Here is a 12,234-nt window from a genome sequence, read left to right as displayed (position 1 = left end):
AGCGAAAGGAATACTTTATCAGAGCACAACTAATGCCGAAGTAGCAATGGTCACGCAATCTTCACTTGCTGGCAGCCAACTCAGTTAGGTTGCACAAAAAGAGCAAATGCCTAAGCCAGGAGGCGCAGCGCAGACATAGGAAAGTGATACTATTCGGCCTACGATCTTGAGCTGGGCAGCGGATTTAAATAACCAGAATCTTATACAACTATTCTACTATTCTCAAAGGCTCAATCACAGGCATGAGGTAGAAGCAGTACTATTTCCTCTGTCTTGTCTGAGAACCTGCCAGTCCTGAGCGGTTTGTGAGGCGTATCCTAACCCGTTGCTACTTCCCGCCTGCTGACCGGCGCCTGCTTTCCGTGCTTTTGTTCCGTACTTTTGTGCCTTTCAGGGCGCGGGCCGGTTATAGGAGCCACCCCTCACGTATTCGCACTTCTCCGGCGCGCCGCAACGCGCCTTTTGCTTATGGCCAAAGTTGCAATCAACCTCTCTACCGGGAGCATTCAGCAGGAAGAAATTATTGTCGGCATCGATCTGGGCACGACGAACTCCCTGGTGGCCTACATTCACCCGGATGGGCGCCACCCCGTGGCCATCAACGACCAGGGCCGCGGCACCATTGTGCCGTCGGTGGTGCACTTCCCCGGGGGCGGCGATACGCCCATTGTGGGCACTGATGCCAAAGAATATTTGCTTACCGAGCCGCAAAACACGATTTACTCCGTGAAGCGCCTGTTGGGCAAGTCGTACCAGGACTTGGGGCAGCACGCCCAGGAACTCGGCTACAAGGTTATCGACGACAACTCGGAAGGGCTGGTCAAGATTCGGGTGGGCGACACGTTTTACTCCCCCATTGAGCTGTCGGCCGAGATTCTGAAAGAGTTGCGCCAGCGCGCGGAACACGCCCTGAAAACCCCGGTCAACAAGGCCGTTATTACGGTTCCTGCCTACTTCAACGACTCCCAGCGCCAGGCCACCCGCGACGCCGGCCGCCTTGCCGGCCTGGAAGTGCTGCGCATCGTGAACGAGCCCACGGCAGCGGCGCTGGCCTACGGCATTGGCCTTTCGCCGGATGAGGAAAAGACGGTAGCCGTGTACGACCTAGGCGGCGGCACCTTCGACGTAAGCATCCTGCGCATTCAGCAGGGTATTTTTGAGGTGCTAAGCACCAACGGCGACACGTACCTGGGCGGCGACGACCTGGACCGTGCCATCATCAACCACTGGACGCAGCAGCACCAGTTGGCCCAGGCGGTGGCCGCTAGCGGCTCGCTGCAGCAGGAGCTACGTTTGCTGGCCGAAGCCGCCAAGCGCTACCTCAGCCAGCACGAGGACTTCGCGGCTAACTTCAATGACGTGGTGCTGCGCCTCACCAAACCGGAGTTCAATGACCTGATCCGCCCCCTGGTGGAGCGCACTATTACGTCCTGCCGCCAAGCTCTGGCCGATGCCAAGCTGACGCCCGCGGATCTGGACGCCGTGCTGCTGGTGGGTGGCTCAACCCGCGTGCCGCTGGTGTACGATGCCGTATCGGAGTTTTTCCAGCAGCCGGCCAACAACTCCCTGAACCCCGACGAGGTAGTAGCCTTGGGCGCGGCCATCCAGGCCGACATCTTGGGCGGCAACCGCCGTGACGTGCTGCTACTGGACGTGACCCCGCTCACGCTGGGCATTGAAACCTTGGGCGGCCTGATGGACCCCATTATTCCGCGCAACTCCAAGATTCCGACCAAGGCCGGCCGCCAGTACACTACCTCCGTGGACGGGCAAGTAAACCTGAAGATTTCCGTGTATCAGGGCGAGCGGGACTTGGTTAAGGAAAACCGCAAGCTGGCCGAGTTCGACCTGCGCGGCATTCCGGCCATGCCCGCTGGTTTGCCCAAGGTGGATGTTAACTTCATTCTGAACGCCGACGGCATTTTGAAGGTAGAGGCCATTGAATTGCGCTCCAACACCCGGCAGGCCGTGGAAATCAAGCCCCAGTACGGCCTCACCGACGAGCAGGTGGAGCAGATGCTGATGGACTCCATGACGCACGCCCGCGAGGACATTGCTGCCCGCATGGTGATTGAGGCCCGCACCGTGGCCGAACAGATGCTCTACCAAGTGGAACGCTTCGTGGCTAAGAACGGGCAGCACCTTACCCCGGAGGAAACCACGCAGACCCATGCCGGGGTAGAGCAGCTAAAGGCCGCCCTCACGACTCAGGACAAAGACACGATTCTAAAGGCCGTGGATGAGCTCGAGGAACTCACCCGTCCCTTCGCCGAGCGGGTCATGAACATTTCCATCAGCCAGGCCATGGCCGGCAAAAAGATAGAATAAGCCATAGCTTAAGTGCTCCTGGTTTATCGGTGCTACTTATCTAAGTACTGCGCCTAATACATACCACAGCTTGTTGATCAGAAAAATGCCCTACTGGTTCACAGTGGGGCATTTTTGCGTTATTTAACCTCTACCTTTAGCACCAAGCGAGCTTGGCCCTCATCTACTTTTCAGTAATAGGAAGTATAAAAATTGTTTTAGCACCTACTGGCCGGTAGTAGATAGTACAAACTCATTCTGTTGTCATATGAATTCCTACCTCGCTCGTCTTGCCCACCTTGCTCAGCAGCCAAGTCGCCGCATCATTGGGCTAATGTCGGGGACTTCCCTGGATGGGCTGGACGTAGCGCTCTGTCGGGTGCAGGGGCACGGGCCGGGTACCCGGCTGGAGCTGGAGCAATTCAGGACGGTGCCGTACTCGGATGAGGTACGCGGACGCATCCGGGAGGTGTTTGCGCGGGATCAGGTTAGCTTGGAGCACCTGACCTTGCTAAACCCGTGGCTAGGCCGCCTGCACGCCCGCTTGGTGCTGGATTGCCTACGAGAGTGGCAAGTGCCCCCGGACGCCGTGGATCTGATAGCCAGCCACGGCCAAACCATTTACCATGCCCCCCAGCACCAGCACCAACGCCCCGACTTCCCGCTGAATGCCACGTTGCAGCTTGGCGACGGCGACCATGTGGCCGTACTGACGGGCATTATCACGCTCAGCGACTTTCGGCAGAAGCACATTGCTGGCGGCGGCGAAGGCGCCCCCCTAGCGGCTTACGGCGACTACCTGCTACTGAGTAGCGCCACTGAGGAAAGGCTGCTACTGAACCTGGGCGGCATTGCCAACTTTACCTACCTACCCCGCGCCAGCCAGGATGCCAGCACGGCCTTCAGCACCGATACCGGCCCCGGCAACACCCTACTCGATGCTACCGTGCGGGCCCAGCGCCCCACCATGACCTACGATGAAGACGGACGTTTGGCCGCGGCCGGGCACGTGCACGAAGGCCTATTAGCCGCCTTGCTGGATCATCCTTTTTTCAGGGCCCCGGTGCCTAAAACCACCGGCCCGGAGCTGTTTAGCCCCGCCTACCTGCACCAAGCCCAAGAGCAAACTGCTACTGCTGCCCTGAGCCTGGAAGACACGCTGGCGACCCTCACGGAATTCAGCGCCCTGGGAGTTGCTCGCGCGGCTATTCAGGCGTTTGGTTCCCGGCCGGAACTGGCAGTGTACATGAGCGGCGGCGGGGCGCACAACCCCATACTGCAGGCCGCCTTGCAGCGCCACTTGCCCGGCTGCCGCCTGGCTACCACGCAGGCGCTGGGCATGTTGCCAGATGCCAAGGAAGCAATTCTGTTTGCAGTGCTGGCGAATGAGGCCGTGGCCGGGCAGCCCGTAAGCTTGGGGGCGGGGCGCCAGCGGGTGCCAGCCGTTAGCATGGGCAAGATTTCATTGCCGGGGTAGTGTAGCGGCAGCTTTTGGCTATACACCGGCGGCGGCTCAGGCTAGTAAGCCTACCAGCGCTTGTTCAGAGCTCAATAACAGCCGACCCTACCGGCCGCTGACCGGCAGTAACGGGACCAGCCCGAACCCCTGCACCTGGCGGGTGGTGGAGTCGCGGAAGGTAACGTCCAGCTGGTAGTGAGGTAGGCGGCGGAGCGTATCGGCCCGGAAGGAAAAAGCCACGAAAGGCTGGGGCGTTTCTTCTCCGCGCAGCCGGTAGCCCAGTTTGTAAAGGTCGATAACCGGCCCGTAGTGCTGGCTCTGGACGAGGAAGGGTTGGGCAGCCGTACGAAATTGCTCTATGGAAAGGTCGTGCCGGGTTTCGGGCGCCAGCCACTGGTAGGCGGCGGCCCACTCGCCCCGCACCATGGCTAGCAGAAACTGCCGGGCCACTTGCACCTGCGAGGGCGGAGTTTGGCCTGATGTAGCCAGCAGCGGACACGCCAGCGCCAACACAAGCAGTAGCGCCCAGCGCAACGCAACGGTTCCGATCCGAGAGTTCTTCATTCTCTGGCCCGCGGCAACTACCACGCCACAACTCCTACCTATTCCGGTTCCTTGGCTTGAGGAACCAGCACGAATACGTCTTCGCCCGGGCGCTTCATGATGTATTTCTCGCGGGCAAATTTCTCCAGCAGCTCCGGACTGCTCAGCAGCTCAGCCCGGTCTTTCTTTACCTTGTCGATTTCCCGTAGGTAGTACTCCTTGTCGTTTTGCAGCTCCTGCCACTTAGCGTACATGTCGTACTGCTTCATGAAGTCGTTGGCATCGAACAGGAACATCCAAACCAGGAAGCTCAGGCCCGCCAGAAAGTAAAAGCTGCGCAGAAAGCGCGGCACCCGCTCAAGAATATCAGAGAAGCCCATAGCTCAAATATACTGAACAAACGTGGCCGATTGAACGCCCAGCTGCTGCCCCCTATTTCTGGCCCCAAGCCAAACGCCCACCCAACGTACTGTTGGGTGGGCGTTTTCGAACTAAGTAGTCAGCTTTAGTGCTACTCTATTACTATTCGGCGGGTAGCGTGCAGGCCGGCTCCGCTCAGACGCAGCAGGTAAACACCCCGGTTTAACTGGCGAGTGTCGAAGGTAACTGGCGCCAGTGCGCCGGTCAGCGGCACGTCGCGCCGGGCCACTTCCTGCCCGATGGCGTTTACCAGCGTGGCCTGGGCTGTTTTGCCGTTTGGCGTGCCGCTTAGCTTAACGCGCAGCTGCGCGTCTGCTCCCACCGGGTTAGGATACACCTGGAGGGTGAAGCTCTGTAGTTGCTCGTCGTAGGCACTTTGCACAATAGTCACGCTCAGAGGCACCGACACTACGTTGTTGGTTTCGCTGGCCTCCGTTACGGCCGATGCCTGGTCGGCTACGAACAGCACGTGGTAGTTGCCGGTTGCAGTACCGGCCGGAATAAGTACCAGCGCCAGGGAAGGCGTAGCACTGCCCGCCACCATACCACCGGCCGCTGCCGTACCCAGCAGTACGTCGTTGCTACTCAGTACATTGTCCGTCGACAGGTAATAGCCCGTTGTGCTGGATCCAGCGGCGGCTGAACCCTGGTTAGCGAGTAGGCAACTGATACCTAAATTGTTGCCAGCCACAATGCTGGTGTTCTGCAGAGCTGGCTGCAGAATCACCAAATCGGGGCGGGCCGCGCCTACGCTCACAGCGGAGCTGGTTACGTTGTTGGTTTCGTTGGTTTCCGCTACTGCGTTCTGCGGATCTACCACGTGCAGCACGAAGTACTGCCCGGTGGCGGTGGTGGCCGGAATGGTTACTGACAGCCCGCGCGTGGCACTTTGCCCGCCGCTGATAGCAACCCCACCAGTGGCCCCCAACGACACATCGTTGGTGCTAAAGGCGTTATCTGTGGAGAGGTAGTACCCCACGGCGCTGCTTCCGGCTACGCCGGTACCCGTGTTGTTCACTACGGTGCTCAGCACAATGGTACCACCGGCGGTGGCTGCCGTGGGCGTTACAGTAGGCTGCTGCGGTACCAGATCAACGGGGCCGGTAGTACCGCCCACGCAGGTTAGGGTAGCCTCGAAGCCATCTGAAGTGTAGCTACCGTCGCTGAGGAAAGCCACGGTTAGGGCTCCAGTCGGGTTAGTGGGAGCCGTGGAGGCAACCACCGTACCCGGATTGCTGCTGTAGTATCCCAGCATGGGTGAGCTGGTGGTGGGGCCATCATACACGATCAGCCGGTCGCAGCAGGTTTCCAGGTTGAGGTAGCTGAACGTTAGCTGCACCCGCCCGCCGTTAGTACCCGGATTGATGGTCAGGGAGCCGTTGGAGTTGTTGGCGTAGTTCCCCGTACCGCCGTTGTCGAAGATAGTGCCGCTGCAGGCGGTCATGCTGTTCGTGCCGTATTGCGGTACCATGATGCCGCTGAAGGGCGCCGAAACCGTGAAAGTAACCGAGGCCACGTTGTTGGTCTCATTGGTTTCCGTTTCCTGGCTCAGGTGGTCAGCTACGAAGAGCAGGTAATAGCTGCCTGCCGTAGTAGTGGCTGGAATAGTGAGGAAGCTGGAGCGGCCGGAATAGTCATTAGCCGGCAAATACCCGCCCGGTGCGGAGCCCAGCAACACATCGTTCGAGCTAAACACCGCATCCGTCGACAGGTAAAAGCCAACGCCGCTAATGCTGGCCGCAGTGGTTCCTTGGTTAACAACGGTAGAATAAGCGCTTACGCCCGTGCCAGGAGCCCCAACAGTCCGCGACAACGAGGTCTGGCTGACGATTAAGTCGACTCCCGCCGGCACAATGCGCAGAGTAGCGGAAGCTACGTTGTTGGTTTCGTTGGTCTCCGTCTCCTGGTTCAGGTAATCGGCCACGAAGAGCAGGTAGTACGTACCCACGGCCGTATTGGCGGGTACCGTGAGCGAGGCGTACCGGTTGCTGGATGCGTTGCCGCTCAAGCTGCCGCCGGGACTGTTCCCAATCAGGACGTCATTGGCATCGAGCACAGTGTTGCTGGACAGGTAGTAACCAACCGTTGCGTTGGTGGCCACCGCGTTGCCGGTGTTGGTAATGTAGCTACTCACCGTGAATACGTTGCCAGGCGCTACGTTGGTGTTGCCTAGGTAGGGTTGCTGCATGGTCAGGTCGATGGTGGGTATCACCACCTGCATAGCCACTGCCCGCACGTTGTTGGTTTCGTTGGTTTCCGCTACCTGGTTGAGGTGGTCGGCCACAAACAGCACGTAGTAGGTGCCCGCTGCCAGCGGTGCCGGGAGCGTAAAGGCTCCGTACAGCGAGTAGCCCTGGCTGCCCGCCAAAGCGGGCACCTGGCTAGTCGTCAGCGACACGTCATTGGCACTCCACACCGCATCCGACGACAAGTACACCCCCTGCCCGGAAGTTTGCGCCCCGGTATTGCCTTGGTTGTAAACGTAGGAGCTGAAGTTGATGTAGGCGCCGGCTACCGGGGTAGTCTGGCTTAACTGGGCCTGGTTAACAACTAGGTCCAGGCTGGGGGGCACTACCGTAAGGGCAACTGCCGATACGTTGTTGGTTTCGTTGCTTTCCGTAACGACACCTTGGTAGTCGGCCACGAACAGGATGTAGTAGTTGCCCGGCAAAGTGTTGGCAGGCAGGTTGGTGGAGGAACTCCGGTACTGGGGGTAGCCAGGGGAAAGCTGGCTACCGAAAGAAGAGGTCAGCAGTTGGTCGGCGGCATCCAGGGTAGTGTTACTGGACAGGTAATAGCCGACGCTGCTGTTCGAAGCAATGGCATTGCCCTGGTTTTGGATGGAACACGAGAGGTTCAACACGCTGCCCGGGGCCGTGGTCGTGTTGTTTACGGCTGCTTGCTGAATCAGCAGGTCTACGGAAGGCGGCAGAATATTCAACGAAACAGCCGCTACGTTGTTAGCTTCGTTGCTTTCCGATACCGTGTTTAGGTGGTCGGCTACGAACAGCACGTAGTAATTGCCGGCCGTAATGTTGCTAGACAAAGTAGCCGAAGCCGACCGGTAGGAGCTTTGCCCGGAGGGCAGCGGTCCGCCCTGGGAACTGCTCAGCAGTTGGTCGGCAGCATCCAGGGTAGCATCCGTGGAAAGGTAATAGCCCACAGTGCTGCTCACGGCACCAGCCGAGGCCAGGTTATACACCGAGCAGCTCAGTTGCAGGGTACCGCCAGCCACAGCCGCCAAGGGCTGCACAGCGGCAGCCTGCACGGCCAGATCGGCCTGCGGCACGGTCGTAACGCAGGATATGTTGGCGGCAAACCCGCTGTACTGCCCGTAGCTGTCGCTAGTAAAACGGAGTGTCAGCGAGCCACTGCTGGTGGTAGCGTACACTGTGCCCGGGTTGTAATCGAAGGTGCCGATAACGGGAGCACTCGTGCTGGCGCCGTCGTAAATCGTGAGCCGGTCGTAGCTCGACTCCACGTACATGGAGGAAAAGTCCAGCTTGATTTTGTTGCCCGCTACGGCCGGGGTCAGCGTTACGGTGCCGTTGGCGTAGGCGGAGTATGCCCCGTTGGGGCCACCGTCATCGTACAGCGTACCGCTGCAGGTAGTATAGCTGGTCGCGCCACTAGCCGGCATCAAGAAGGTTTGGGCCGTAGCCGCTAGTGGTCCCCACCAGAGCAGGAGCGCCAGCAAGCCGAGGCGCCGGCCGATCAGATACTGCTGAAAACGAGAATAGAGTTGCATCATAGAGTAACTAGAATGTGAAAAGCAAAGAAAGCCCGGCGCCGATGGCGTGGCAGTGTAAGATGGAGCGCTTGGTAAATAGCCCCTGATGGAGAATCAGGGATGATAGAGAGTAGTAGCTGGATGGGGTTTACCTACACTACATTTAGGTCAGGAACCTGTCAGAACAATAGAGAGGGACACTTGCCGGTGGTATTTGTATGGTAGTATTGCTTAGGGTAGTCGAGAGGACCTTTTTGCACTTCATTCGTAGCTCACCCAGTAAAGTATAGCAGAGTAGCGCTTGGTAGCGAATAGCTTAAGGCAGTCAAATATAGAAGAAAGCCGCCGAATGCAAGTGCATCCGGCGGCTTTCTAAAGTACTATCTAACAAGAATCAATTACATCTTCCGACCGGGGAAGTAGGCCGTCTCGCCCAGCTCTTCCTCAATGCGCAACAACTGGTTGTATTTCGACATTCGGTCGGAGCGCGAGGCTGAGCCCGTCTTGATCTGACCCGTATTCAAGGCTACAGCCAAGTCAGAAATCGTGTTGTCCTCCGTTTCGCCCGAACGGTGCGACATGATGCTCTTGTAGCCGTGGCGGCGGCCCAGGTTGATGGCGTCAATCGTTTCGGAAAGCGTACCAATCTGGTTGACCTTGATGAGAATGGCGTTGGCAATCTTCTCATCAATGCCGCGCTGCAGGCGGTTTACGTTGGTCACGAACAGGTCGTCGCCCACCAGCTGGGTAGTAGAGCCAATGCTGTCAGTCAGGTTTTTCCAGCCTGTCCAGTCGTCCTCGTCCATACCATCTTCAATGCTAATGATGGGGTACTTCTTGGTCCAATCGGTCCAATAAGCCACCATTTCCGAAGAAGTCAGCTTGTCGCCCGTGCTCTTCTTGAAGTGATAGTGCCCATCGGAGTAGAACTCCGACGCCGCGGCGTCCATGGCAATCATCACGTCGTCGCCGGGCTTGTAGCCTGCCGTTTCAATAGCCTGCAACACTACTTTAATAGCATCCTCGTTCGACTTGATGTTCGGCGCAAAACCGCCTTCATCGCCCACGTTCGTGCTCAGACCTTGCTTTTTGAGCACATTTTTGAGGTGGTGGAAGATTTCAGTGCCCCAGCGCAGTGCTTCCGAGAAGGAAGGAGCGCCTACCGGCATAATCATGAACTCCTGGAAATCGATGCTGTTGTCAGCGTGCGAACCGCCATTCAGGATGTTCATCATCGGCACGGGCAGTGTAGTTGCGTTTACGCCGCCTACGTACCGGTATAACGGCATACCTGCCTCAGAAGCTGCTGCCCGGGCAATAGCCAGCGAAGCACCCAGAATAGCATTGGCGCCCAGATTGGCTTTGTTCGGCGTGCCGTCCAGCTCCAGCATGATCTTGTCAAGCAAGCCCTGCTCGAATACCGAGAAGCCAATCAGCTCTTCCGCAATTTTGCTGTTCACGTTTTCCACCGCTTGCAGCACGCCCTTGCCCATGTACTTCGACTGGTCGTTGTCGCGCAACTCCACAGCTTCGTGCTTACCAGTCGAAGCGCCGGAGGGCACGGCGGCACGGCCGACGGTACCGCTTTCGGTAGTTACATCCACCTCAATGGTTGGGTTGCCGCGGGAGTCGAAAATCTGACGAGCGTGAATTTCGGTGATAATGCTCATGAGGAAATGGGTTGAATGGAAAGAAGATCAATGTGAGCAACAGCCTGTCCGGCCATTGCGCCGCAAGGTAAATATTAGCCCCGACCTTTTATCGCCAGAATTTCGCCATCCTGAAAAGCTTTCTGCTTAACACTCCTACCCTTCCAGCCACTCCCGAAACTCTAGCAACCGAACAGCAAGGGTAGTTGGTACGAGGAAACTGGGCTACCTCCACCGTGTACTTATCTTAGGCTATAAAACCAAAAAGGGATGCTCTGGTAGGAGCATCCCTTTTAAATGAAGTTAAGCCAAGCTTACGAAGCGGCTTCCTCGTCGGCCTTAGCTTCGTCGCGGGTTTCGCCTTCCTGTACCGTGGTAGTAGCAGTGTCAGCCGGAGCAGCCGTTTCAACTACAGCAGCGGGAGCAACAGCTTCACCGGCGGCAGGAGCGTCAGCCTTCTTCTTGCTGCGCGAACGACGGGTAGTGGGAGCAGCAGCTTTGGCTTCGCCGGCGGTTTTTGCTTCCAGCAGGGTTTCGTTAAAGTCAACCAGCTCAATGATGCACATCTCGGCGTTGTCACCCAAACGAACATCGCTCAGCTTGATAATGCGGGTGTAACCACCGGGACGGGTAGCAATTTTCGAAGCAACCGTGCCAAACAGCTCTTTCAAAGTCTCCTTATTCTCCAGAACCGAGAATACCAGACGACGCGAGTGCGTAGTGTCGTTTTTCGACTTGGTGAGCAGGGGCTCTACAAACTTGCGCAGTGCTTTGGCTTTAGCAACCGTAGTCGTGATACGCTTGTGCAGGATCAGCGACGAGGCCATGTTCGAAAGCATGGCATTGCGGTGCGAGGCCGTCCGGCCGAGGTGGTTGATGGTTTTACCGTGACGCATAAAATGAAAAAAAGTGTGAGCTTGCGAACGACGACCACGGCGGAAGAACAAGTACTGAGTTCTTCACATTAGAACCGTCGTCCCTTGGGGCTCACTGGTTATGAATGTGTGAAAATGGAGTGCAAAGGTAGGAAATATGCCGACATGAAAAATGCGCTGCAGTGAAAATATGCGTATCGCACATTTCTCACTGTCAGCGCATTCTCACTAAGAGTAAGCCTATTCTTCGTCGAGCTTATACTTACCTAGGTCCATCCCAAAAGTCAGACCTTTCTCTTCAACAAGGTTTTCCAGCTCCGTCAGCGACTTCTTACCGAAGTTGCGGAACTTCATCATGTCCGCCATGTCGAGTTGCACCAAGTCGCCGAGGGTTTTGATATCGGCGGCTTTGAGGCAGTTGTAGGCGCGCACACTCAGGTCCATATCCGCCAGGGGCGTCTTCAGCACCTTGCGCATGTGCAGCGTTTCCTCGTCCACGGTCTCCTCTTCTTCAGCTTTCGCCGTTTCGAAGGTCATGGTGCTGTCGGAGAACAGCATGAAGTGTTGAATCAGGATGTTGGCCGCACCTTTCAGGGCGTCCTCTGGGTGAATAGAACCGTCGGTGTGAATCTCGATAAGGAGCTTCTCGTAGTCAGTCTTCTGTTCTACCCGGGTGTTTTCGATGCTATACTTCACGTTTTTGATGGGCGTGAAAATGGCATCAATGGCAATTTGACCGAAAACCTGGTCGGCGGGTTTGTTTTCCTCAGCGGGAACGTAGCCACGGCCTTTCTGAATCGTGAATTCAAACTCTAGTTCTACGCTGGGGTCCACGTTGCAGATAACCAGGTCCGGGTTCAATACCTGGAAACCGTTGGTGAACTTGTTGATGTCACCAGCCGAGAACGTGTCCTGACCTTTAACGCGCACCGTGATTTTGTCCTCGATGGCGTCGCTCACTTTCTTGAAGCGAACCTGCTTTAGGTTCAGAATGATTTCGGACATGTCCTCAATCACCCCTTCAATGGTCATGAACTCGTGCAGTACGCTGTTGGTGCGAACCGACGTGATGGCATAGCCCTCCAGCGACGACAGCAGGATGCGGCGCAGAGCGTTGCCGATCGTGACGCCGTAGCCTTTCTCCAGCGGTTTGAATTCAAACGTTCCGTAGAAGTCGTCGGATTTCTCCATTACTACCTTCTCCGGCATTTGAAAAGCTAAGATTGACATAAGTGGGGCGTTTGAAGTAGT

General features: G+C 57.2%; 8 protein-coding genes. 2 read left to right on the top strand and 6 right to left on the bottom strand.

Going from position 1 to position 12,234, the window contains the following annotated elements; translation table 11 throughout:
- Positions 1–468: 468 nt before the first annotated feature.
- Both hscA and IEW18_RS01605 read left to right on the top strand, forming a co-directional pair.
- Positions 469–2,328, top strand: coding sequence for a Fe-S protein assembly chaperone HscA (hscA, locus tag IEW18_RS01610; protein WP_188556058.1), 1,860 nt, complete (start codon positions 469–471; stop codon positions 2,326–2,328).
- Positions 2,329–2,575: 247 nt separating this feature from the next.
- Entirely contained in the window at positions 2,576–3,784 is a 1,209-nt protein-coding gene (locus IEW18_RS01605) for an anhydro-N-acetylmuramic acid kinase (protein ID WP_188556057.1), read from the top strand.
- An 87-nt stretch (positions 3,785–3,871) separates the two neighbouring features.
- Here IEW18_RS01605 and IEW18_RS01600 read toward each other — a convergent pair whose 3' ends face one another.
- The 6 genes from IEW18_RS01600 to IEW18_RS01575 all read right to left on the bottom strand — a co-directional run bounded on the left by IEW18_RS01600 (position 3,872) and on the right by IEW18_RS01575 (position 12,213).
- Positions 3,872–4,330 carry a hypothetical protein gene (locus tag IEW18_RS01600; RefSeq protein ID WP_188556056.1) on the bottom strand — a complete coding sequence of 153 codons (459 nt, stop codon included), beginning with the start codon at positions 4,328–4,330 and terminating at the stop codon, positions 3,872–3,874.
- A gap of 38 nt (positions 4,331–4,368) precedes the next feature.
- On the bottom strand, positions 4,369–4,689 hold the full coding sequence (locus tag IEW18_RS01595; protein ID WP_188556055.1) for an FtsB family cell division protein: 321 nt from the start codon (positions 4,687–4,689) through the stop codon (positions 4,369–4,371).
- Between the two features lie 131 nt (positions 4,690–4,820).
- Positions 4,821–8,480, bottom strand: coding sequence for a CARDB domain-containing protein (locus IEW18_RS01590; RefSeq protein ID WP_188556054.1), 3,660 nt, complete (start codon positions 8,478–8,480; stop codon positions 4,821–4,823).
- 377 nt (positions 8,481–8,857) lie between these two features.
- Positions 8,858–10,129: a phosphopyruvate hydratase gene (gene eno, locus IEW18_RS01585; protein WP_188556053.1), complete on the bottom strand. Its 1,272-nt coding sequence runs from the start codon at positions 10,127–10,129 to the stop codon at positions 8,858–8,860.
- Positions 10,130–10,422: 293 nt separating this feature from the next.
- Complete coding sequence (gene rplQ, locus IEW18_RS01580) at positions 10,423–11,004, bottom strand: 50S ribosomal protein L17 (RefSeq protein ID WP_188556052.1); 582 nt, start codon at positions 11,002–11,004, stop codon at positions 10,423–10,425.
- A gap of 219 nt (positions 11,005–11,223) precedes the next feature.
- Positions 11,224–12,213 carry a DNA-directed RNA polymerase subunit alpha gene (locus IEW18_RS01575; RefSeq protein ID WP_188556051.1) on the bottom strand — a complete coding sequence of 330 codons (990 nt, stop codon included), beginning with the start codon at positions 12,211–12,213 and terminating at the stop codon, positions 11,224–11,226.
- Positions 12,214–12,234 lie beyond the last annotated feature (21 nt).

This window comes from Hymenobacter glacieicola, assembly GCF_014640315.1.
GTDB lineage: Bacteria > Bacteroidota > Bacteroidia > Cytophagales > Hymenobacteraceae > Hymenobacter > Hymenobacter glacieicola.
Note: the sequence above shows the minus strand (reverse complement) of the source record. Positions and strands in the feature narration are given on the sequence as shown.

Coding starts and splice junctions, on each gene's coding strand:
- hscA (WP_188556058.1), top strand. CDS start 469: ATGGCCAAAGTTGCAATCAACCTCTCTACCGGGAGCATTCAGCAGGAA.
- IEW18_RS01605 (WP_188556057.1), top strand. CDS start 2,576: ATGAATTCCTACCTCGCTCGTCTTGCCCACCTTGCTCAGCAGCCAAGT.
- IEW18_RS01600 (WP_188556056.1), bottom strand. CDS start 4,330: ATGAAGAACTCTCGGATCGGAACCGTTGCGTTGCGCTGGGCGCTACTG.
- IEW18_RS01595 (WP_188556055.1), bottom strand. CDS start 4,689: ATGGGCTTCTCTGATATTCTTGAGCGGGTGCCGCGCTTTCTGCGCAGC.
- IEW18_RS01590 (WP_188556054.1), bottom strand. CDS start 8,480: ATGATGCAACTCTATTCTCGTTTTCAGCAGTATCTGATCGGCCGGCGC.
- eno (WP_188556053.1), bottom strand. CDS start 10,129: ATGAGCATTATCACCGAAATTCACGCTCGTCAGATTTTCGACTCCCGC.
- rplQ (WP_188556052.1), bottom strand. CDS start 11,004: ATGCGTCACGGTAAAACCATCAACCACCTCGGCCGGACGGCCTCGCAC.
- IEW18_RS01575 (WP_188556051.1), bottom strand. CDS start 12,213: ATGTCAATCTTAGCTTTTCAAATGCCGGAGAAGGTAGTAATGGAGAAA.